We start from the raw sequence: 24473 nt of genomic DNA on the forward strand, positions 1-24473 counted from the left end.
TTACAGTCTTAAGCTTCAGCGTATTCTTCTGTTGGGGGACAGGTACACATCAGGTTTCTATCTCCAAAGGCTTCGTCAACTCTTCTAACGCTCGGCCAGAATTTATTATCATGAAGATGGGCCAGTGGATATGCCGCTTTCTCTCTCGAATATGGCAGTTTCCATTCATCTGATGTTAACATATGAATTGTATGCGGAGCATTTTTCAATACATTATTCGTGTCTTCAGCGGTAAGCTCATCAATTTCCTGTCTAATTGAAATCAAAGCATCGCAAAAACGGTCTAATTCCGGTTTACTTTCACTTTCTGTAGGCTCTATCATCATTGTTCCGGCTACAGGAAAAGATACCGTAGGAGCGTGGAAACCGTAATCTATCAGTCTCTTCGCAATATCTGTAACCTCGATACCCTGTTCTTTAAATGGACGGCAGTCAATGATCATTTCGTGAGCAGCTCTTCCTCTTTCCCCGGAATAAAGCGTTTTATAGTGACCGTCAAGTCTTGCCTTGACATAATTTGCGTTCAAAATAGCATATTCAGTAGCCTTTTGAAGACCTCCAGTTCCTAGCATTTTGATATATCCGTAAGAGATAAGACAAACCAAAGATGATCCCCATGGAGCAGATGAAATCGCTCCGATTGCCTGATCACCTCCTGTTTTTATTACAGGGTTGCCTGGTAAAAATGGCTTCAATTGCTTTGCAACACAAATTGGTCCAACACCTGGCCCTCCACCACCGTGCGGAATGGCAAATGTTTTATGCAGGTTGAGGTGACAAACGTCTGCGCCAATTCTTCCAGGATTAGTTAATCCTACCTGGGCATTCATATTAGCACCATCCATATAAACCTGACCTCCATTTTCATGGATAATATTTGTGATCTCCCGAATAGCAGATTCAAATACACCATGAGTAGATGGATAAGTAACCATTAAAGCAGCAAGATTGTCTTTATGCTTTAATGCTTTTTCACGTAGATCATCAACATCAATGTTTCCGTTTTCAGAAGCCTTGGTAACAACCACTTTCATTCCAGCCATCACAGCAGAAGCAGGGTTTGTTCCATGAGCAGATGAAGGTATTAGGCAAACATTTCTGTGACCTTCTTCATTTGCTTCGTGATAAGCTCTGATTACCATCAATCCAGCATATTCACCCTGTGCACCAGAGTTTGGTTGAAGAGAGGTAGCTGAAAAGCCTGTGATCTCAGTTAGCTGATCTTCCAGTTCTTTTAAAACGGTTTGATAACCTTCTGCCTGATCTACCGGTACGAATGGGTGTAAATTACCCCATTGCGGATTGCTTAGTGGTAGCATTTCTGAAGCAGCATTTAACTTCATTGTACATGATCCTAAAGAGATCATAGAATGGTTCAAGGAAAGATCCTTGCGTTCTAATTTTTTGATATAACGCATTAGTTCAGTCTCTGAATGGTAGAGATTGAAAACTTCGTGTGTTAAGAATTCTGTTTTTCTTTCAAGACTTTTAGGGATCGCAGTTCTATCGGTAAGTTCTTCGATCTCTTTATTCTCTTTTTCTGCTATTTCAGCAAAAACAGCAAGGATCGCATTAAGATCATCTAAAGTGGTAGTTTCGTTGATAGAAATACATGCACTCTCATTGTCTGGATAGAAGAAATTTATCTCATGTTTTTCAGCAATTTCCTTCAGTTTTGAAGCATCTGCTTTTACATGAATGGTGTCGAAATATGCTGAGTTCAATTGCTCAAATCCAAGCTCCTTCAGACTGTCTTCTAAAGAAACCGTTGTGGCATGTACTGTATTAGCAATATATTCAAGTCCTTTCGGTCCGTGATACACTGCATACATCCCGGCCATCACTGCCAACAATACCTGAGCGGTACAAATATTGGAAGTGGCCTTATCTCTTTTTATATGTTGCTCTCTTGTTTGAAGAGCCATTCTCAATGCGTTATTTCCGTCAAGATCTTTGGTGAGACCGATGATCCTTCCCGGAAGGTTACGCTTATATTCTTCTTTGGTCGCGAAATAAGCGGCATGAGGTCCTCCATAACCCAACGGAATTCCAAATCTTTGCGTAGTACCAACAACAACATCAACTCCTAACTCACCAGGAGCCTGTAATTTAACCAGACTAAGAATATCTGCAGCAAAAGCTGTTTTGATACCTGCATTCTGACAATTTTCAACAAATTCAGAATAGTCAAATACCTGACCGAATTTTCCTGGGTATTGAACCAAAGCTCCAAAATACTCATCAGAAAAATCAAATTCTTCGTGATCTCCAACTACCATATCAATTCCTAAGAAATTGGCTCTGGTTTCCATTAGAGAAATCGTCTGAGGTAAAGTTTGCTGAGAAACAAAGAACTTATTTACATCGTTTTTCTTTTGCTTTCTATCGCGAACAGCATGTAGCAATGCCATTGCTTCGGCTGCAGCCGTTGATTCGTCAAGCAATGATGCGTTGGCGATTTCCATCCCTGTAAGGTCGCTTACCATAGTCTGGAAATTTAATAACGCTTCTAAACGTCCCTGAGCGATCTCTGCCTGGTAAGGAGTATAGGCTGTATACCAACCCGGATTTTCCAGAATATTTCTCTGGATAACCGCTGGCAGAATAGTCTGATGATATCCTAGGCCGATGTAGGTTTTAAAAACCTTATTCTTTTCTGAAAGCTTTTTAATATGCTCTGCATATTGATTTTCACTCATCGCTTTCGGAAGGTTCAGAGGTTCACTTAACCTGATATCGTCCGGGATCGTTTCGTAGATCAATTGCTCTATAGACTCAGCGCCTATAGTGTCCAGCATTTCCTGTAGATTTTCTGCTTTAGGACCTATATGACGTAACGCGAAAGAATCTGTTCTCATTAAAATAAAATAGTTGTGTTTTTCGTGCTGCGAAAATACATAATTTCATGCTAATTTTTTAAAGTTTAGGGGTATACAGTTGTTAAGATTTTTTGTGAGGAATTATCTATTTGAATTTATATGTAATTTCGTAAAATGAAGTATTTGAAAAATGCTTTCGAACTTTACATAAATAGTAGCATCCATGTTTCTTTAGCGGTTGTTGCCTTTACCCTGATCACTATTTTTCAACACGATTTGCAATTAGAAAAGAATCTGATTTTCTTCATATTCTTTTCATCGATCACCGGGTATAATTTTGTAAAGTATGCAGGAATTGCCAAACTGCATCATTTAAGTCTGGCTCAAAACCTGAGGATCATCCAGATATTTTCAGGAATTTGTTTCCTGGCTCTTATTTATTTCTGCTTGCAATTAGAGGTTGATGTTTTAATCGCAACCGGGATACTTGGGGTTTTTACTCTTTTTTATGCGATACCCATCTTTGGAGCTGGAAAAAATCTTCGGAGTCTTCCCGGGCTTAAGATATTTATCATAGCGATCGTATGGGCCGGATCTACAGAAATATTGCCTCTTATTAATGCAGAAAAATATCTTGGAACTGAACTAATTGTCGATTTTCTCCAACGTTTAATGTTGGTAGTCGTGCTAACCTTACCCTTTGAAATAAGAGATCTTAATTTTGATAATGAAGAATTAGGTACGATCCCTCAACTCCTTGGGAGTTTTAAAACGAAGGTTTTTGGAAGTGTTTTGATCGTATTGATCTTTCTGATAGAATTATTTCAGAATTCTTTTAATTCGAATGAATTTCTAGCTTTGATAATAGTATTATTGATAAGTGGGATAATGTTGTGGAAGGCAAAAGAATTTCAAAACAAGTATTATTCTTCTTTCTGGGTAGAGGCGGTGCCGATCTTCTATCTGGGAATTTATTTAACTTTTAAGTTCGCTCTTCCGCAAATTCCTTTTTGATCTGCTCTTTCCATTGCTTTTTCTTCTCCTCGGGACAGGTCTCTAATTTAGACTCCTTCATAAGATGGGTGAGTTTAGAATTCCTGTTAGAGAATTTCCTGCAGGTTTTGCAAAAAAACAGATGAAGCATCAATTTTGCTTTTTCGAATAAATTAGCTTCTTCGTACTGAGCCTTATCGCAGCAAGTAGCCGCTTCAGAACAATCAACAAAAGAAAACTTACTTTTTTTACTCATAATTAAAACCAGTTTTTTTCTAAACAAGCAGCCAAGGCAGTTCTGGCTCTGTGAATTATAACCCAGAGGTTAGACGGCGTGATATTAAATTCATTACAAATTGCTTCTGTATCAGCACCATCTATTGTTTTTCGCTTAAAGATCTCAGCATGTTTTTCATTAATAGAATCTAGACAGTCAAGGATCGCTAGACCGAGTTCATTATTTTCCATTTCATCTTCAGCGGTCCGGTCAAACTGATCTGCTACCTGTTCTTCCAGCCATTCTCCTTCATTGTAATCATCAGAATAATTGATCTTTACTTCGGCCTTACCTTTTCGAGAATTGATTTTGCGGTAGTAATCTATAATTTTTCTTTTTAAGATCGAAATCAGCCAGGTTCTTTCACTTGCTTCACCTTTAAAATTCTTTGCTGATTTCAATGCAGCTAAAAAGGTTTCTGAAATCAGATCGTTCGCTACCTCACGATTGTTCACGCGAACGATCGTATAGTTGAAAAGGTAGTCTGAATATTTATCAACCCATTTATTTGGGTCGAGCGTGTTAGCTGACATGATCTAGATTAAATCGGTTCTAATCAAAAATAGCAAAAGAAAGGCTATCTAAAGTTATAGAAAAGATAAGATTTATAGATGCAGCAACTGTTTTCAGCTATTTCGAAATCAATCCGGCTCTTCTTAATAGAGCATCAGGTTTAGGTTCTTTCCCGCGGAAACGCTTATATAATTCCATTGGATGCTCTGTACCACCTTTAGAAAGAATATTTTCCCTGAATTTATCTGCGATATCCTTGCTGAAGATCCCATTTTCAGTAAAATATTCGAATGTATCTGCATCCAGTACTTCAGCCCATTTATATGAATAATAGCCGGCAGAATATCCTCCCTGGAAAATATGAGAGAATGCCGTGCTCATACAATTTGTTGGAACATCGGGATAGAGCTTGGTTTTTTCAAAAGCTTCTACTTCATGTTTTTTCACATCGGTTACCTTAGATGGGTCAATTGCGTGCCAGCTAAGATCAAGCATTCCGAAACTCAATTGTCTCAAAGTTGCCATTCCTTCCAGAAAGTTAGCCGATTCCTTAATTTTCTCGATGTATTGCTGAGGTATAGCTTCTCCTGTTTTATAATGCTTCGCAAACAACTGCAAAGATTCTTTCTCGTAACACCAGTTTTCTAGAACCTGACTAGGTAACTCTACAAAATCCCAATATACATTAGGACCGGATAGGCTTGGATAGGTAGTATTTGCAAGCATCCCGTGTAATGCATGTCCAAATTCGTGGAAAAGTGTGGTAACCTCATTAAAAGTCAATAGAGAAGGATCTTTTTCTGTAGGTTTTGTAAAATTACATACTATCGAGATATGCGGGCGCTCATTCTTATTATCCTGAACGTATTGATCTTTATAAATCGTCATCCATGCACCATCTCTTTTCCCTGGTCTTGGATGAAAATCTGCATAGAATAAAGCGATCTCTTCTCCAGATTCGTTGGTTACCTCGTAAGTTTTTACGTCTGGGTGATATTTGTCAATATTGGTTACTTCTTTAAATTGAAGTCCGTAAAGTTTCTGAGCTACGGTAAATACGCCATGTATTACATTTTCAAGTTTAAAATATGGCTTAAGCTTCTCATCGTCCAGATCGAATAATTTCTGTTTCAATTTTTCCCCGTAATAAGCTGAATCCCATTTTTGCAATTCGTCTATACCATCAAGTTCCTGGGCAAAATTCTCCAGTTCCTTAAATTCTCTCTCAGCAGCTGGTTTAGCTTTCTCGAGCATTTCTTCTAGAAAGGAGTCCACCTTTTCAGGAGTTTCCGCCATACGTTCTTCCAGTATGAAGTGTGCATGAGAGTCAAATCCTAAAAGTTTAGCTCGCTTATATCTTAATTTCGAAATTTTCAACACGTTTTTCTGGTTGTCCAGTTCATCGTTATGAAAAGCTCTTGAGCCAAACGCCAGGGCGAGTTCCTTACGCAATTCCCTGTCTGCAGCATATTTCATGAATGGAATATAGCTTGGGTATTCTAAAGTAAAAATCCAGCCTTCCTTATTTTTTGATTTGGCTATAGATTTAGCTTCATCTTTAAAACCTTCAGGAAGTCCACCCAATCTGGATTCATCTGTAACTAACAGCTCATACTTATTAGTTTCGGCAAGCACATTTTCGCCAAATTGCAATTTCAATTTAGATAATTCCTTATCTATGTCTCTTAGATCATTTTGTTTTTCGTCCGGCAGGTTCGCTCCGTTTCGGGTAAAAGCTTTATACTTTTTATCCAATAAGGTTTTTTGCTCAACATTAAGGTCTAGAGAGGTTCTATTATCATATACCTCTTTGACTCTTTTAAAAAGTTCTTTGTTCAGGATCACATCATTTTTAAATTCAGATAAAACTGGAGAAACTTCCTGAGCAATTTTTTGAATTTGCTCATTAGTCTCTGCTGAATTGATATTGAAAAAGATACTAGTGACCCTATCCAGTTTTTTTCCTGAAAATTCAAGAGCTTCTATGGTATTTTCAAAAGTTGGGGTTGCATCAGATTTTACAATGTCATTAATATCTTTCTTCGCAAGCTCCACCGCCTCAAGAATCGCAGGTTTATAATCTTCGGTCTTGATTTTAGAGAATGGAGCATATTCAAAATCGGTTAGTAAAATATTCTGAGTACTCATTTATATATTTATTTTGTTTAACGCTAATGCTTAAATTAATTAACGCTAATGATGATTTTTAATATTTTTTTAATATTTTAGCCGATTCATATTAGAAACGAACTAATTAAAATACAGTAGTTTACAAAGTTCTGGTTTTATATTTAGAATGGTTAATAAATAATAATTACAGATTTATAATGTTTGCTACTTAAAAGGCCGCGAAAGCGGCCTTTTCTATTTTTTTAGTGATTTTGCTCCTTCTATAACTTTCTGTTTCAAACCTTCTTTGTAAACGAGAATCTTATCCAGTACACATTTATCAGATGTTCCAATGATCTGCGCTGCAAGAATACCTGCATTTTTTGCTCCGTCTAATGCAACGGTAGCTACCGGAACACCTCCTGGCATTTGAAGAATTGAAAGAACCGAATCCCACCCATCTATAGAATTTCTTGATTTTACAGGAACTCCAATAACAGGTAGAGGAGACATTGAAGCTACCATTCCTGGTAAATGTGCAGCTCCACCAGCTCCGGCAATGATTACCTTAATACCTTTTTCATGAGCTGTTTTGCTAAATTCAAAAAGTTTTTCAGGGGTTCTGTGAGCAGAAACGATATCTACTTCTACTTCTAAATCAAAACCTTCTAAAATGTCTATAGCTTCCTGCATTACCGGCATATCGCTGGTACTGCCCATGATAATTGCTACTTTTCCCATTTCTTATTTGCTTATCACTTTAATACTATTCTTTACTTTTTCAGCCACCTTTCTGGCTTTGTCAAGATCTTTATCCACAATGGTTACATGCCCCATCTTTCTAAATGGTCTGGTCGCCTTTTTTCCGTAGATATGAGGAGTTACACCATCCATTTTCATGATCTCGTCAATATTTTTATAAACTACATCACCCTCATGATCTTTATCACCTACCAAGTTAACCATAATTCCACCTACTTTGCTATCTGTATTTCCTAAAGGAAGATCCAGTATAGCTCTTATGTGCTGTTCAAATTGGTTCGTATAAGATGCTTCAATACTGTAATGTCCACTATTGTGCGGTCTTGGAGCGACTTCATTTATCAATATTCGATCATCTTCGGTTTGAAACATTTCTACTGCAAGTAACCCAACATGTTCAAAAGCTTCTGAAACTTTTTCGGCAGTTTTCCTGGCTAGTTCAGCAACTTTTTCATCTATTCTTGCCGGACAAATCACATATTCAACCTGGTTCACAGTGGGATGAAATTCCATTTCAACTACCGGATAGGTTTTCATTTCTCCGGAAGGATTTCTGGCAACGATCACTGCCAGTTCATTTTTTAAAGGAATCAATTTTTCAGCAACACATTCGCCCTCAGGTAAGGAATTTAGATCTTCAGTTTTTTTGATTACTGAAACTCCTTTACCATCATAACCACCAGTGGCTCCTTTCCATACAAATGGAATTTCAATTTTTCCATTCTCTATAGCCTGATTCAGTTCTTTTAGCGTATCGAAAACTTCAAAATCTGCGGTTGGAATATTCTTCTCTTCGTAGAATTTTTTCTGAACTGCTTTATTCTGAATTTTCTCCAGGGTATTGGCAGATGGATATGTTTTAATTCCTTCAGATTCCAGTTTTTTCAGTGCATCGACATTTACACCTTCAATTTCAAAAGTCACCACGTCTGCCTTTCTTCCAAAGTTCAGAACAGTATCGTAATCCATCAGGTCTCCCTGTTCAAAATAATTACAAGAGATTTTACAGGGTGCTTCATTACTAGGATCAAGAACAAGCGTCTGGATGTCATATTTTCGAGTTTCATATAACATCATTTTACCCAGTTGGCCACCGCCCAGAATACCGAGTTTAAAGTCTGAAGAAAAATAATTTACCATAAATTAAAATAGGCTTTTCGCAAAAATAACCTATTCGTAATTCCTGCCATAGATATTCGGTAAGAAATCAAGGGGTAAGGCTTATTGAGATTCCTTATCTTTGCCACTTAAAATTTGACAATTTTGGTAAAACTGCATGATCTTGAATTTGAACCTTATATTTCTGAAGAAGAAATAATGCAGGTGATAGATCAGATTTCAGAAACCCTGAACAAAGATTTTGGTAATAAGAATCCGGTTTTCCTGGGAGTTTTGAATGGATCGTTCATGTTTGCTTCCGAAATAATCAAGCGGTTTAATAGTGATTGCGAGATCAGTTTTGTGAAAATGGGGTCTTATGAAGGGACTGAAACTACCGGAAATGTGAAAACCTTATTAGGTTTGAATCAGGATTTAAAAGGTAGGCAGGTAATCCTTCTTGAAGATATTGTGGATACAGGAAATACTCTTGTGGAAATTGATCAGATTTTAAAACAGGCAGAAGTTGAAGATTATAAAGTAGTGACTTTATTTTTTAAACCAGATGCTTATAAAAAAGACATTCCCGTTCAGTATAAAGGAATGGATATACCTAATGAATTTATTGTTGGTTTTGGTCTGGATTATGATGGTTTAGGCCGTAACCTTACTCAAGTATATAAACGCAAATAATCAAAATGACAAATTTAGTGCTTTTTGGCCCTCCAGGTGCCGGCAAAGGAACACAGGCAACTATTCTAAAAGATAAATATGAACTCATCCATATTTCTACAGGAGATGTTTTCAGATTTAATATTAAAAATAAAACTGAATTAGGCTTAAGCGCAAAATCTTTCATTGATAAAGGACAGTTAGTGCCAGATGAGGTAACCATCAATATGCTAAACGCTGAGGTTGAAAAAAATGAAGGTGCAAACGGATTTATTTTCGATGGTTTTCCTAGAACAGAAGCTCAGGCCCAGGCGTTGAGTAATTACCTGGAATCTAGAGGAACTGAAGTACATGCAATGATCGCTCTGGAAGTGGAAGATGAGATTCTGGTAGAGCGTTTATTAGAAAGAGGAAAAACTTCGGGAAGACCTGATGACGCAGATGAAGCGGTGATTAGAAATCGTATAAAAGTTTATTACGATGAAACTGCTATTCTGAAAAATTACTATCAGCAGCAGGATAAATATTTTGGAGTTGATGGTGTAGGAAGTATAGAAGAGATCACCGATCGCCTAAGCGTGGTGATAGACGATTTAATGAAATAGAAGAGAATGACTGAAGGGAATTTTGTTGACTATGTAAAGATCCATGTTTTTTCCGGAAAAGGAGGAAAGGGGTCTGCTCACCTGCACAGGGAGAAATATATTACCAAAGGTGGACCAGATGGAGGAGATGGTGGTCGTGGAGGACACGTAATTGTAAAAGGAAACAAAAATCTCTGGACACTTTTTCATTTGAAATTCAAGCGTCATGTGAAAGCTGAACATGGCGGTAACGGAAGCAAGCAAAGAAGTTCTGGTGCTCAGGGCGCAGATGAATATATTGAAGTTCCATTAGGAACCGTAATTAGAGATACAGATACTAACGAGATAATTAAAGAGATCACTGAAGACGGTCAGGAATTGATATTGGCTGAAGGTGGAATGGGTGGTCGTGGTAACTGGCATTTCAAAAGCTCCACGAACCAGACACCAAGATACGCACAGCCGGGAATCGATGGTCAGCAGGTTGATATTACCTTAGAATTAAAGGTTCTTGCTGATGTTGGTTTAGTTGGTTTTCCTAATGCAGGAAAATCCACCTTGCTTTCAGTAATTACAGCAGCGAAACCTAAGATTGCTGATTATGAATTCACGACATTAAAACCAAATCTTGGGATTGTTGAATATCGTGATTTTAAAACTTTTGTGATTGCTGATATTCCTGGAATAATCGAAGGTGCAGCGGAAGGAAAAGGTCTTGGGCATAGATTCCTGAGACATATTGAAAGAAATTCTACTTTGCTGTTCTTAATTCCAGCCGATGCCAAGAATATAAAGGAGCAATATGATATTCTTCTTGATGAGCTTAAACGTTATAACCCTGAATTAATGGATAAAGATCGATTGGTCGCTATTTCAAAAAGCGACTTGTTAGATCAGGAATTAAAACAGGAAATGGCAAAGGAACTCGACAAAGAATTAAAACTTCCATACATTTTTATTTCCTCAGTGGCTCAGTCTGGACTTACCGAATTGAAAGATAGGCTATGGGAAATGCTTAATAAAGAGCCTGTTTAAATCCTGTTAAACAGCTGAAGTTCCCATCTGATTTTGCTTATTTTTAGTAAAAATCAGATTATGAGACGATTAAAATATTCTTTCTTATTACTATTTATAGCTGCCTGTAATTCTCCACAGGCAGTCTATGATTATGATCAACAGGTAGATTTTAGCCAGTATAAGGTCTATTCAATTTATCCCGATCTTCAAACCGGGCTTAGTCAATTAGATGAATCTAGGTTGCTGGAAAGTCTTAACAGTAAATTGCAGGAAAAAGGTTTCTCCAATACTGGGGATGCTGGTATTTATGTAAATGTTTACACCAAAAGATTTGAGCAGGATAATCGCAGCCGGGTTGGTCTTGGTGTTGGAGGTGGCGGCGGAAACGTTGGAGTAGGGGTTTCAGGAGGGATTCCTATTGGCCAAATGGACACTTATTTTGAACTTACTTTTGACTTTATTGATGTAAAAAATGATGCACTCGTATGGCAGGCTGTAGTTGAAGCTCCCTTTGATGTAAATGCAGAGCCACAAAAGAGACAGGAGCAGTTTAATAAGATCGTTTCAAAAGCTTTGGATGGTTATCCGCCTAATAGATAATTTATTCAATTAATGAAATAAAAAAGCCCCGCAATTTGCGGGGCTTTTCACTTTTTGATTGGTTAGTTAGTATCAGTTAGAAAAATTTAGTTTTCTTCTTGATCTTTCATTTCCTGATCGTCCATTTCTGGCTCTTCCATATCAGTGTCTTCATTCATAGATCCATTTCGGTTAGATACTACGAATACACTTCTACGGTTCTTAGCATACTGCTCTTCAGAACATCCAGTTGGCTCAGTACAATCATTAGTTGGTCTGCTTTCTCCATATCCTTCAGAGATCAGTCTACCTTTATCAATACCATTTTCAACCAGGTAATTTACAGTAGAAGCTGCTCTTCTCTTAGAAAGCTCCATGTTATATTTATCAGATCCTCTTGCGTCAGCATGAGATTCTACCTTCACTTTAATGTTAGGGTATTCGTTCATATAAGTAACAACAGAGTCAAGTACGGGCTTAGATTCTGGTTTGATAGTCGCTTTGTCAAAATCGAAGTAGATCTTGCTTCCATCAACTGGAATTACATCTTGTCCACTTGTCTCATCAGTCTCTGTTGGAGCTTCGATGATCTCATTCTCTTCTCTAGTGAACTGGTAAAGATTGTCAGTTCCTCTTCTGTTAGAAGCGAAATAACCTGTTTCTTCACTTTCCTTTATGACGAATGCGAAGTCATCACTTCCACTATTGATAGATTTTCCAAGGTTTTCAACTTCAGAAAAATCTCCTTCAGCTCTGTAGATGTCAAGATTTCCAAATCCCTGGTGTCCATCAGAAGTAAAGTAAAGTACATCCTCGTCACTTATATATGGGAATTGCTCTCTTTGTGCTGTATTTACTCCAGCTCCAAGATTCTGAGGAGTTCCGTAGGTTCCATCTTCATTTACGTCTACAACGTAAATATCGAAAGATCCACTTCCACCTGGCATATCACTTGAGAAGTAAAGTTTACTTCCGTCAGCGCTCAAGCTTGGGTGTTCTACTGAATATTCTTCACTGCTAAATGGTAGTTTTTCAACATTTGTCCATTCACCATCAACATTTTCAGCACGGTAAAGACTAATATGAGCTACACGAACATCATTTTCGTTTTTCACTCTGTCTTCGTTAGTTCTATCAAAGAACATTACAGTACCATCCTGGCTGAAGGTTGCAGAACTCTCATGCTCATCAGTATTAATGGCGTCAGAGAAAAGAACGATATCGGTCATTTCACCTTCGTCACTCATTTCAGCACTATAAAGATCAAGTGTTGGAAGTTTGTTCCATGGGTAAACCGGACGCTCTTGATTTCTAGTTGAAGCAAAAGCAACACGGTCTCCGTAAAATCCAATACCAAAATCTGAAGATGAGGCATTGTTCATTACCTGATCATAGTTGAATTTGTGAGGAACCATAGTATCCAATTCGCTTGCAAATTCTTCATGATCCCAGTTTTCACCAGTTAACTCATTCATTAACTCATCAGCTTTCACATAGTTTCCAGCTGCCATTAAAGTATGAGCATATCTAAATTGATACTCAGGCTCAACTGCTCCTTCATGTCTTAGGAAAAGTAGTTCATATACTTCAGCCGCATTTTGCATTTGATTAGTATAGAAATACGAATCTCCCAGATTCTGAAGAACCTCCTGAGATTTATCATTTACGTTCTCGTAAGCATCAGCAGCATCAATATACGCTGCCTGTGCAAAAAACTTGTCTCCATCCCTTATATCAGACTTCTGTCCGAAAGCGGTGATGCTTACAAAGATTATTAAAAGTGTACTATATATATTTTTCATGTTATTCGGGTTTTAGAAGAATCTAGGTGATTTGTCATATCCTTTTTTAAGTCCGAATAGATCAAGATCAAATAATAACATGATCTCGTGTGATCCATCGTTGCTCAAATCGTAGGTTGGATAATCATATGCATATCCAATTCTTAGGCCTGGTGTCACTTTAAAGTTTACCAATCCTGTTACAGTTTCATCGAATCTGTAACCTACACCTGCTTCTAGCCTGTCGTATAATAATACGTTGGCATTTACATCAACAGATAGCGGAGCTCCTTTTACGCCTCTTACCATTGTAGAAGGCTTTAATTTGAAGTTTTCGCTAATGTCGAATACATATCCACCAGTTAAATAGTAGTGGATCTCTTCTGTACCACGGTCGCGAAGTAACTGACTTTCGTCTAAGTGATCTGCAGTTAACAGGTTAGGAGCTGAAACACCTAAATAGTGATTGTCTCCAAACCAGAATGCACCAACTCCAAAAACAGGGAAAATCTCACTGATGTTTTCGAATGCCGGATCATTAGGATCATTAACTGTCAATCCTGAAAGATTTGCATCGAAAGTTGTAAGTCCCGCTTTAGCTCCAAAAGATAAGTTAGTATTCTCACCAGTAGGAATTACATAAGCGAAATCTGCAGTAATGTTGTTCGTTTTTTCAACATTTCCAATTTCGTCATGAACTACGGTAAGACCTAATTCAACTCTTTCGCTAATAGGAGTGTGGGCGAAGAAGTTGAGGGTGCGTGGTGCACCGTCAACATCTGTCCATTGCATTCTATAGATCGCTCCCAGATCCAGCATTCCTGGATCGTCTGTCGCGTAAGCAGGATTCACCATACTCATGTTATACATGTACTGAGTGAATAGTGGATCTTGCTGGGCTAATCCTTTTATAGAGAAAAGGATAATACCTGCGAATAATAAATATTTTGTGATTATTTTTTTCATTTCGTTCTCTTGTTTATCCTAATTATCTACTTAAGTATACAGTTCCTCTTACAGGCTCGGTGCTACCATCGTTCCAATTCAGATAGTAGAAGTAAGCCCCTACAGGTAGAATGTCGCTACCGAAAGAACCTTCGGTGCTAAATCCATCCCAGTCAGGAGTATTGGCATTTCCTTTGTAAACTACGTCACCGAATCTGTTACGGATCTCCATAGTGAAATTAGGATATTTATCTCTGATGTTTCTGATCTCAAATGTGTCATTCAATCCATCTCCGTTTGGTGAGAAACCTTCTGGGATAATTATTGGACAATCATCATCGATTGATACAGTTACAGCTAATCTAACTGAACTTTCACATCCAGTATCAACATTAAATATAGTTGCGTAATATGTTACACCATCCTGTAGTGAAGTACCGCTACTTAGTGCGTTATCTCCATCTGCAGAATCATACCATGTAATTGTTCCAGCTTCGTTAATCATATCTGTAAGATCTGCTATTGTAGCATCATCAAATTCACAGAAGCTCGGGTTCATTTCAGAAATTGTTGGAGTATCTGCATCATTGATAGTTACTGAAATTTCAGCAGCTTCGGATTCGCAAGCACCATCATCATTTCTTTGAGTTACATAGTACGTACCAGATTCTAATGCATCTTCGGCAGCAACCATCATTGTTAGGTCTTCATCTGTATAAAAAGTTAGATTAGTACCTGTTGCTGAAAGGTCAGCTACAGTTGCGTCATCAGTTGCACAGAATGTGAACGGGTTTCCATCTACTGTTGGAGCATCTGGTGCTTCCTCAACAGTGATTGTGAACTCAGCAGTGTCTTCACCACAGTCATTTTCAGCAGGAACAGTGTAAATTACTGTATAAGTTCCAGCTACAAAATCTGAAGGGTTCATCATGCCGTCTGTAATAACATCACCATTATATGTGAATTCTCCGTTGTCATCAGCATCAACTGAAAGGAATGAGAATAAATCCTGAGTGTCATCATCCATACAAACACTTAAGTCCATATCCATACCCGCGAAAGCAGATTCCAGAACAGTTAATGTGAATGTAGCAGAAGCTTCTCCCTCAGTACATGGTGAATCATCTGTTAGGGTGTAGGTAATATCGAAAGTGCCTGCTCCAGACATCATTGGGCTAAATACTCCGTCTTCGTAACCTTCAAATGTTCCGTTAGGATTAGCATCTGCAGGTAAGAATGAGAATAAATCTACATCTTCCGCATTTCTACAAATTGGATCTGGATCTGCGATATCACCGATTATAGCTGGTAAAGCGTCATAAACATTTATTGTTAATTCAACGCTATCTGAACATGATCCATTATCGATAGTATATGTTGTAGTAAATTCATCCTGATCTGGATTAGAATTATAAACGTTAATTAGCTGCTGTATAGTTGGAGCGAAAGTACCTGTTCTGCTAACTCCAGAATCTAATAAATCTAAATAGAAGGCTCTAACCGAAGAATTGCTCGGGAAAAGCTCATCTACATCAACTCTACAAACATCTGCACTATTAGAATTTCCTGCATCAACAGAATCTACTATAAAAATTGTGAATGTGGTGGAATCGCTTGTGCCTTCAGTAACACAATCTGCAGAATCATCAACAGAATAAGTTATTTCATAACCGTCTTCAGTTAAATCCAATGAAGTGTCAAACATATTCCCGTCAACACCCGGTCCTGAGAAAGTACCTCCTGGAACAGTTTCGTCAGTGAAAAAGTCTGTTAAGTCAATCATTTCCCCAGTTCCACAAACTGTTTGATTTTCTATATTTCCAGCTTCAGCATCACGAAGATCATTAATAGTTATTGAAATTGTAATTAAACCATCATCACAAATTGAATCTGAAGTATCTGTATATTCAAAATTGAATGTTTCAGATTCACTTGATGGTGTATCAATAAATCCTGCAAGTCTTGCAGCTTCGGCTTCAAATCCATCATTGAAATTATCAGCATCAAAAGCATCCACGCCAGCTTCCTCAACTAAATCTTGTAAATATGCTAAGCCTGCAGCAGGATTAGAAATTATATCTCTTGCTTCTGAAATGCACAGATTTCTAGAAATTGAAGAACTAATAGGGGCGTCTACAACAGTTATATCAAAAGAAGTTGAATCACTGCCAGTTATACATGGAGTAGATTCGTCTACATTATAAGTGATAGTGTAGGTGCCAGCTCCTATTGAAGGGTCGAACATATTATCTGTAACACTTTCACCCGTAAATGTTCCGCCCATTATTGCATCAGCATCGTTATTGGTAAGTTCATTTAAGTTAATCATATCATCATCTGAACATACGTCGAAAATATCATCAAAATCACCAGCATTTGCAGGCTCTTCTTCCAATACACTAATTGTTAACTGTACAGAATCTGTGCAACTACCTGACTCTATCGTATAAGTAGTTGTGAAGTCTCCAAACCCATCTTCATCAGCTAAATAAGAATTTACGATCTGATTAATTGTTGGATTGAAAGTTCCTGTTTCTGAAACCCCTTCGCTAAGAAGGTCTAAGTAAAATGCTCTAACTGCTTCTCTATTAGGGAAGGTGTCATCGATTTCACTTTCACAAATAATTCCTGTGTTATCTTCACCAGCACCTGTTCCTTCTGCAACTGTAATAGTAAAAGAAGTTGAGTCACTTCCTGTATTACAAGAAGAAGATGAGTCATCTACAGAGTATGTTATAGTGTAAGATCCAGTTCCAATGGAAGGATCAAATATGTTATCGGAAACTCCATCTCCGGTAAATGTTCCACCTGTAGTTGCTTCAGGATCATTATTATCTAATGCTGCTAAATCGATCGAGTCTTCGAAAGAACAAACGTCTACAATATTATCAAAATTACCGGCATTTGCTGGCACTTCTTCTAGTACACTAATGGTTAATTCAGCAGAATCTGTACAACTACCTGTTCCTACTGTGTAAGTTGTTGTGAAATCTCCAAATCCATCGTCATCAGCTAAATAGTCATTTACGATCTGATTGATTGTTGGATTAAAGGTTCCAGTATCTGCAACCCCGTCACTAAGAAGGCTTAAATAGTAAGCTCTAACAGCTTCTCTGTTTGGGAATGTTTCTTCAACTTCGCTTTCACAGATAATCCCTGTGTTATCTTCACCAGCTCCTGTACCATCTGAAACTGTTATTGTAAAAGTTGTGGACTCGCTACCAGTAATACAAGATGATGACGATTCATCAACCGTATATGTTATAGTGTAAGTTCCAGGTCCTACAGATGCGTCAAATGTATTGTCAGTAACACCTTCGCCTGTAAATGTTCCACCTGATGTTGCTTCAGGATCATTATTATCAAGCGTAGTTAAATCAATTGACGCTTCATCAGAACAGATACTATCAATATCGTCAAAGCTGCCAGCATTAGCATCACTCACTTCAATAATGCTAGCCGTTAATTCTACAGAATCTTCACAATCTCCATTGCTAACTGTATAAGTCGTGGTAAAATCACCTAGTCCATCCTCATCAGCTAAATAAGAATCTACAATCTCATTAATAGTTGGATTAAATGATCCAGTTTCAGAAACCCCATCATTTAATAAGCTTAAATAAAATGCTCTAACTGCATTAATATTAGGGAAAGTTGCAGATACTTCATCTTCACAAATAATTCCTGCGTTATCATCACCTGCATCTGCACCTTCATTAATTGTAACACTGTAGGTTGCACTATCTGAACATGCGCCATTAGTTACAGTGTAAGTTGTTGAGTAAGTACCAGTAGGATTGGTAGGATCAACTGTAGCAAGAATTTCAGTAAATGTCGGGTCAAAAGTACCACCTGTATCGGCAGTAGGGTCTATGTTGTCTGCAATTAATGCTGCAAGCTCAGCAGGAGATAAGCCTACTAACTCATCAGCACAAAATTCTGCCGATGAATCTTCACCAGCATTAGGCAGTTCATCAACTGTAAGAGATATTACTACAACGTCTTCACACCCATCTTCAGTAATAAATGTTGCCGCAGTAGTGAATGTTTGATATGGGTCAATACTGTATTCACTTACTATACTAGAAATAGAAGGGTTAAATGTTACATCACTTGGAAGGTCTCTACCTTCTAATAAACTTAAAAACACTTCAGTTGGTGTCTCTGAAGCTAATCTTGATTCAAGTTCATCTTCACATATGTTCTCGGCTACATCAGGACCTGCATCAAAGTTGATGATTTCAACAACGACTCTGGTTCTTTCTGCCATCGGAGTTTCACATGGAGGGAATGGACTGTTTCTGTCATTTACAACCTGTCCGGCAAAATAATCTTCTCCATTTACAAGTTCAACATCATCAGCCAATGGCGAATTAGAAGTCTCGCTTCTATACCATCTGATAGCTTGAGTGTTTGTTTCAGTACCAGAAGCCATTAAGTCAGCTACAGTAGCACCTTCACAATAAGTTTGATTTGCTTCTGCTGTAGGCCCAGGAGTTTCTATAGGATCAAATCCTACTGCTGCTCTTGTGGATGGACATCTAGAACCTGATCCATCGTCAACCTGGCCAACAAAATAACTATCTCCCGCATTAAGAGTGAAAGTCGGATCTAAGGCCGTTTCTCCAAATTCAGTACCATATACCTCTAATTCATAACCTGCATCTGCGGTAAATAAGTCCTCAAGATCTTGGGCAGTAAAACCAGAATTATCACATGGCGAAATAGTGAAATTATCTCTACCGTTGGTAATTTCATTTTCTGGTCTTGGTCCCGCAGCTACAGTTACTGTAACAGGCACTCTCGCACAATCATCGGTAGAACTACCGATAAAATATTCCGTCCCATCAGTAAGAAGTTCATCTCGGTCAATGGGATCTGTGTCGTTCACACTGTCTCCTGTTTCAAATATTTCGGTATTTGCATCACTATCGGTAACCCCATCGTTGATAAGGTCTTGAATAGTTTCCAGATAACAGTAGTTTTGATCGGCGGCAGGTGTGCCACAATCCTGTCCATAAGAGGACAAGGTTCCGATAATTAAAAATAAGGTTAAGAGGTAAAATAGTTTCCCCTTTAACCTCAAAGTAAAATTTTGCATAGGCTAGGTGTTAAATTCAAAATTGGTATTCGGTTAAAACTCATTTAAAGTTGCACAAATATTAAAATAAATTTTAATATGCCGAGTTAAATTAAGAAACATCTTAACATTTACGAATAAGATGACTTAAGTTTGCTGTTACACAACTCTTTGGGCGCACTAAATTTATAAAAATTTTACTTATGTTAACAATTTTCAGGTACTTCATCGGACTTTTTTATCTTTTTGGCATTCAATCAATGGCTCAGAGCAACTTAAAAAGTGCTGAAATTTTACTCAGGAATGGGGAAATTGAGAAAGCAAAAAAGATTTTTCTTCAATATGATGATTCACCTAAATCTATCGAATATTTAGGGGATATAGCGAGTTTTGAAAAAGATTGGGACGAAGCTATAGATTATTACGAAGATCTTATAGAAATAGATCCGAATAAAGCTATGTATAACTTCAAGTTAGGCGGCGCCATGGGGATGAAGGCGTATTATGGTTCTAAATTTCAGGCTGCTTTAATGCTGGGTGATATCAAGGAGTACTTGCGGAAGGCTGCCGAATTAGATCCTAATCACATAGAGGCTAGAAGAGCATTAGTCGAATTATATATGCAGATTCCAAGTGTGATTGGAGGTAGTAAAACCATTGCTGAAAGCTATGCTTCAGATCTTGACAGATTAAATGAAGTTGATGCATTAATGGCTGACGCTTACATCTACAAAATTCAGGAGTATAAAGATCTGGCGAAAAATAAATACAACGAAGCTTTAAGATTGGCTCAGAAAAAGCCTGAACTAATAACCAGAAATTATCTGAAATATGAATTAGGTGAAGCTGCTGCTATATATGGAATTCAGCTCGGTGCAGGTAAAAATTTGCTAGAAGAATATATTGCATATTATGGATATAAAGACATAAAAACACCGGCATGGGCTTATTTAAGATTAGCTCAGATCGAAAGAATTCAGAAAAATCAAAAAGCTGCTTTAGGTCACATTGAGAAATCTCTGGAAATTGACCCAAATTTTGATAAGGCCTTAATTGAAAAGCAGAAAATTCAGAGACTTTAAGAGGGGTTAAAGCTTAATCAAACTCTTATATTTGCACAAAATCATTCTATGAAAATTCATTTTATCGCCATTGGTGGTAGTGCTATGCATAGCCTTGCCATTGCTCTTAAACAGAAATCTTACGAAATTTCCGGAAGTGATGACGCTATTTTTGAACCTTCAAAAACCAGGTTGCAAGAGCATGATATCTATCCTGAAAATATTGGCTGGGATGAATCTAATATCACTGAAGATCTTGATGCAGTGATTTTAGGAATGCACGCAAAAGACGATAATCCGGAACTTATCAGAGCACGAGAACTTGATTTAAAGATATATTCCTATCCTGAATTTCTATACGAGCAATCCAAGAATAAAACGAGGGTGGTAATTGGTGGTTCTCATGGCAAGACAAGTATTACTTCTATGATTCTGCATGTAATGAATTACCATGAAAAGGAAATTGATTATATGGTTGGAGCTGCTCTGGACGGTCTGGATAATCCTGTTCATTTAACTGAAGAGAATGATTTTATCGTAATTGAAGGAGACGAGTATCTTTCTTCAGCTTTGGATAGAAGGCCTAAGTTTCATCTATATCAACCAAACATTGCTTTGCTGAGCGGAATTGCATGGGATCATATTAATGTTTTTCCAACCTATGATAATTATGTAGAACAATTCAAGATTTTCATAGATTCTATCGTAAATGGAGGAATTCTGGTATACAATGAAGAAGATAAGGAAGTGAAAAGACTGGCTGAAGAAACCGAAAATCCTATTAGAAAACATCCATATTCAACTCCGGAATATCACACTGAAGGTGATCATACCATTCTGGATGTGCCAGAAGGTGAATTACCTTTAGAGATTTTCGGAAAGCATAATCTGAATAATTTAGCGGGAGCTAAGTGGATCTGTCAGCATATGGGAGTAGATGAAGATGATTTTTATGAAGCCATTGCTACATTTAAAGGTGCTTCCAAACGACTCGAGAAAATAGCTGAGTCTAATTCTTCTCTAATATTTAAGGATTTTGCCCATAGTCCCTCAAAAGTTTCAGCAACTACAGCGGCGGTAAAAGAACAATTTCCAAATAAAAAAGTTATTGCCTGCCTGGAGCTGCATACTTACAGTAGTTTGAACGCCGAGTTTCTTCAGGAATATAAAAATAGCCTTGATAAAGCAGATGAAGCTTTAGTGTTTTATTCACCAGATGCCGTAGCGATCAAAAAACTGGAAGCAGTTAGTGAGGAGCAGATCAGAGAAGCATTTCAGAAAAGTGGCTTGAAAATTTTCACCACTTCAGAAGATTTTAAGTCTGAATTAAAAAATATCGATCTAAATAACTCTGTGTTGCTTATGATGAGTAGCGGGAATTATGGCGGTTTGGATATGGAGGAGTTAAAAGGAATGATCTAACTTTTCCTACTAATAATATTTTCTTTAGATCTTAATTCATTGTTTATCTTTAACTTAAGATGAATGATGAAAAAACTAATTTTGGTATTAAGAGCTGGGCAGAAGATGATCGTCCCAGAGAAAAACTTTTACAAAAAGGAAAACTCAGTTTATCAGATTCAGAACTAATTGCTATTCTGATTGGTTCCGGAAGTAAGAATGAAACGGCTGTTGAGCTATCCAAAAGAATTCTTTCTTCTTCTAAGAATAATCTTTCCGAACTTGGTAAGCTTTCTATAAATCAGTTATGCAATTTTAAGGGAATTGGCCCGGCAAAAGCGGTTTCAATCGTAGCCGCTTTGGAACTGGGCAGAAGAAGACGGTTGGAAGAGGCCCTGGAATTGAAAAATATAGGTTCAAGTCAATCTGTATATGAGATTATGCAGCCGATTATTGGTGAGCTTCCACATGAAGAATTCTGGATCTTGTATCTTAATAATAGCAATAAGGTGATCGAGAAATTTCAAATAAGCAAAGGTGGAATTACCGGTACTTTAGTAGATGTGAGGATCACTTTAAAGAAAGCACTGGAAGTTGGAGCTGTTTCGATAATTCTGGTGCATAATCATCCTTCCGGTAATCTAAAAGCAAGTGAAGCTGATAAACAACTCACGCGTAAGCTGAAAGTAGCTTCTGAAAGTCTTGACATCAAAGTGCTGGATCATATTATTGTTACTGAAAAATCATACCTTAGCTTTGCCGACGAAGGTATGCTCTAAGACAGCTGTTAATGTTATTGATTTATACTCAGAAAGTTACTCCAAGGATCATTTATGTTTTTAAGCATATTTGTACACACTTACTTGGAATCCCTATTAAATTTACTTCCAAAATCGAAGAATTTATTGCTCACGATGGAGCAAAGCTTTCTTACGGGAGACAGGCTCTTGGGAATGAATTTTTTATTCAAAAAGTAGATCTTTTAATGGAACAGGGGTTTTCTGAGCTTGAGATCAAAGTTCAGCCCTGGGACGATACGGTCTGTTTCTTTCCGCTACCTGAAGCTAGCGACCTTCCTTTCGATATTTTCGCGGCATCATTTTATTTGCTAAGCCGTTATGAAGAATATCTGCCACATGTAAAAGATGAAGATGGAAGATTTCCTGCTGGGGAAAGCCTGGCTTACCAGGAAAGTTTTTTACATAAACCTGTTGTAGATATTTGGGCGATAAAATTCAGGGATATTCTTATAGATAGATTTCCTAATCTGGAATTTGCCGACAGAAAGTACAAAGTAGGGACGATTATTGAATCAAATCACACATTCATTTTCAAGAATAAAGGTTTTTTGAGAAGTTTCATCGGACTTTGGTTTGATCTTTTCAAATTGAATTTCGGTAAAGTTATAGACAGACTTCAGGTCTGGATCAGGGTCAAACAGGATCCTAATGATATTTTCGAAGATCTCATTAGTCTAATAAAAGAACATAAAATGTATATGCTTTTTATGTTTCAATTGAGTGATTTCTCCATACATGATCGTAATATAAGCCATAATAGAATTCCGCATCGCGCAGTAATCAAGTCAGTGGCAGATTATGCTAAAGTAGGTTTGCTTATGGGTTATTATGCGATGGAAGAGGTTAGAAGTTTGCGAAAGGAAAAGCTTAGACTCGAAGAGATAATTCATAGTCCGGTGGAACATGCCATGAATTCCCAGTATAATCTGAGATTGCCAGATCAATATAATAATCTTACAGAATTAGAGATCAATAACGATCATTCTATGGGATATCCTGATAATCCTGGTTTTCGGGCAGGAACCTGCACACCATATCTATTTTATGACATAAATATGGAAGTCACCACACCTTTGAAAATTCATCCGTATGCCTTTCATTCTAATGTGGTGGAGAATATGACCAAAACCAAAATTCGAGAAGATATTTCTAGAATGTTGCTGGAAGTAAAAGAAGTTGGAGGAATGTTTCGTGCAGTTTTCAGTAATCATGATTTTTCATATTACGCTGATAATAAATTATATTACTCTCTCTTAATGCAGATCCATGAAATTGAATAATATAGAACATGTTTTTTTTGATCTCGACCATACATTATGGGATTTTGATAGAAATTCGGCGCTGGCTTTCAAAGAGGTATTTGAAAAACAGAAAATAGAACTGGATATAGAAAAATTCCTTGAAGTCTATATTCCGATCAATTTTAAATACTGGGAATTATACCGAAATGATTCTGTTACAAAAGAAGCTTTGCGTTATGGAAGATTGAAAGAGAGTTTTGACACCTTAAAATTTGAAACTCAGGATACCACCATCAATCTAATTGCCGATGATTATATTGAATACCTTCCGAATAACAATCACTTACTGGAAGGAAGCATTGAAATTCTGGATAAACTGAAACAGGATTATAAACTTCATATTATCACCAATGGTTTTGAAGAAGTTCAGCATAAGAAAATGCGAAATTCCTCTATTCTCGATTATTTTGAAACAGTTACAACTTCTGAAGAAGCCGGGGTAAAAAAACCGCATCCCTTAATATTTGAAAAGGCGATTGCAAAAAGCGGTGCCAATAAGTCAAATTCGGTCATGATCGGAGACAACCTTGAAGCTGATATTATTGGAGCGCATCAATTTGGATTACATGTGATTTATCTTGATTATAACGGGCAATCAGTTCAAAATCAGTATCCTCAAATTCAAAAGTTAAAAGAACTTCTAAATTATTTATAATAATAAAGATTAGGTATTTTCGTTCG

General features: G+C 37.3%; 19 protein-coding genes. 10 read left to right on the top strand and 9 right to left on the bottom strand.

Annotated features, from left to right (window positions below; translation table 11 throughout):
- Positions 1-8 precede the first annotated feature (8 nt).
- Positions 9-2858: an aminomethyl-transferring glycine dehydrogenase gene (gene gcvP / locus RE431_RS13835; protein ID WP_309562580.1), complete on the bottom strand. Its 2850-nt coding sequence runs from the start codon at positions 2856-2858 to the stop codon at positions 9-11.
- Positions 2859-2993: 135 nt separating this feature from the next.
- Here gcvP and RE431_RS13840 point away from each other — a divergent pair, with 135 nt between their 5' ends.
- Complete coding sequence (locus tag RE431_RS13840; protein WP_309562581.1) at positions 2994-3833, top strand: UbiA prenyltransferase family protein; 840 nt, start codon at positions 2994-2996, stop codon at positions 3831-3833.
- Here the strand turns inward: RE431_RS13840 and RE431_RS13845 are convergent.
- The 5 genes from RE431_RS13845 to RE431_RS13865 form a co-directional block, all read right to left on the bottom strand.
- Positions 3802-4068 carry a hypothetical protein gene (locus RE431_RS13845; RefSeq protein ID WP_309562582.1) on the bottom strand — a complete coding sequence of 89 codons (267 nt, stop codon included), beginning with the start codon at positions 4066-4068 and terminating at the stop codon, positions 3802-3804. The genes RE431_RS13840 and RE431_RS13845 overlap by 32 nt on opposite strands.
- 2 nt (positions 4069-4070) lie before the next feature.
- Complete coding sequence (locus RE431_RS13850) at positions 4071-4622, bottom strand: sigma-70 family RNA polymerase sigma factor (protein WP_309562583.1); 552 nt, start codon at positions 4620-4622, stop codon at positions 4071-4073.
- Between the two features lie 97 nt (positions 4623-4719).
- Positions 4720-6750, bottom strand: a complete 2031-nt coding sequence (locus RE431_RS13855; protein WP_309562584.1) for a M3 family metallopeptidase — start codon at positions 6748-6750, stop codon at positions 4720-4722.
- Between the two features lie 216 nt (positions 6751-6966).
- Positions 6967-7452 carry a 5-(carboxyamino)imidazole ribonucleotide mutase gene (purE, locus tag RE431_RS13860; RefSeq protein WP_309562585.1) on the bottom strand — a complete coding sequence of 162 codons (486 nt, stop codon included), beginning with the start codon at positions 7450-7452 and terminating at the stop codon, positions 6967-6969.
- A gap of 3 nt (positions 7453-7455) precedes the next feature.
- Positions 7456-8613, bottom strand: coding sequence for a 5-(carboxyamino)imidazole ribonucleotide synthase (locus tag RE431_RS13865; protein ID WP_309562586.1), 1158 nt, complete (start codon positions 8611-8613; stop codon positions 7456-7458).
- A gap of 123 nt (positions 8614-8736) precedes the next feature.
- On the opposite strand from RE431_RS13865, the gene hpt reads away from it, so the two are divergent.
- The 4 genes from hpt to RE431_RS13885 are packed head-to-tail and all read left to right on the top strand — an operon-like array spanning position 8737 to position 11444.
- A complete protein-coding gene (hpt, locus tag RE431_RS13870) occupies positions 8737-9264 on the top strand; it encodes a hypoxanthine phosphoribosyltransferase (RefSeq protein WP_309562587.1) in 528 nt (175 codons plus the stop codon).
- 5 nt (positions 9265-9269) lie between these two features.
- Positions 9270-9848, top strand: coding sequence for an adenylate kinase (locus RE431_RS13875; protein ID WP_309562588.1), 579 nt, complete (start codon positions 9270-9272; stop codon positions 9846-9848).
- Between the two features lie 6 nt (positions 9849-9854).
- Positions 9855-10862 carry a GTPase ObgE gene (gene obgE, locus RE431_RS13880; protein ID WP_309562589.1) on the top strand — a complete coding sequence of 336 codons (1008 nt, stop codon included), beginning with the start codon at positions 9855-9857 and terminating at the stop codon, positions 10860-10862.
- A 60-nt stretch (positions 10863-10922) separates the two neighbouring features.
- The gene (locus RE431_RS13885; RefSeq protein ID WP_309562590.1) at positions 10923-11444 is read left to right on the top strand and encodes a DUF4136 domain-containing protein; all 522 of its coding nucleotides are present in this window, start codon (positions 10923-10925) and stop codon (positions 11442-11444) included.
- An 86-nt stretch (positions 11445-11530) separates the two neighbouring features.
- On the opposite strand, the gene RE431_RS13890 is transcribed toward RE431_RS13885, so the two are convergent.
- The 3 genes from RE431_RS13890 to RE431_RS13900 are packed head-to-tail and all read right to left on the bottom strand — an operon-like array spanning position 11531 to position 19250.
- Complete coding sequence (locus RE431_RS13890; RefSeq protein ID WP_309562591.1) at positions 11531-13225, bottom strand: OmpA family protein; 1695 nt, start codon at positions 13223-13225, stop codon at positions 11531-11533.
- Between the two features lie 12 nt (positions 13226-13237).
- Positions 13238-14170, bottom strand: coding sequence for a PorP/SprF family type IX secretion system membrane protein (locus tag RE431_RS13895; protein WP_309562592.1), 933 nt, complete (start codon positions 14168-14170; stop codon positions 13238-13240).
- Positions 14171-14192: 22 nt separating this feature from the next.
- Positions 14193-19250: a T9SS type B sorting domain-containing protein gene (locus RE431_RS13900; protein ID WP_309562593.1), complete on the bottom strand. Its 5058-nt coding sequence runs from the start codon at positions 19248-19250 to the stop codon at positions 14193-14195.
- Between the two features lie 239 nt (positions 19251-19489).
- Between RE431_RS13900 and RE431_RS13905 the strand changes: the two genes are divergently transcribed.
- From RE431_RS13905 to RE431_RS13925, 5 genes are read left to right on the top strand one after another with little or no spacing between them, the layout of a single operon-like run.
- Complete coding sequence (locus RE431_RS13905; protein WP_309562594.1) at positions 19490-20311, top strand: tetratricopeptide repeat protein; 822 nt, start codon at positions 19490-19492, stop codon at positions 20309-20311.
- A gap of 48 nt (positions 20312-20359) precedes the next feature.
- On the top strand, positions 20360-21712 hold the full coding sequence (locus tag RE431_RS13910) for a UDP-N-acetylmuramate--L-alanine ligase (RefSeq protein ID WP_309562595.1): 1353 nt from the start codon (positions 20360-20362) through the stop codon (positions 21710-21712).
- Positions 21713-21771: 59 nt separating this feature from the next.
- A complete protein-coding gene (radC, locus tag RE431_RS13915; protein ID WP_309562596.1) occupies positions 21772-22470 on the top strand; it encodes a RadC family protein in 699 nt (232 codons plus the stop codon).
- Positions 22471-22481: 11 nt separating this feature from the next.
- Entirely contained in the window at positions 22482-23771 is a 1290-nt protein-coding gene (locus RE431_RS13920; protein ID WP_309562597.1) for a polysaccharide deacetylase family protein, read from the top strand.
- Positions 23758-24447: a YjjG family noncanonical pyrimidine nucleotidase gene (locus RE431_RS13925; protein WP_309562598.1), complete on the top strand. Its 690-nt coding sequence runs from the start codon at positions 23758-23760 to the stop codon at positions 24445-24447. Before RE431_RS13920 ends, RE431_RS13925 begins: the two co-directional genes overlap by 14 nt.
- Positions 24448-24473: the final 26 nt, after the last annotated feature.

Origin of the sequence: Christiangramia sediminicola (assembly GCF_031344135.1) — a bacterium.
GTDB lineage: Bacteria > Bacteroidota > Bacteroidia > Flavobacteriales > Flavobacteriaceae > Christiangramia > Christiangramia sediminicola.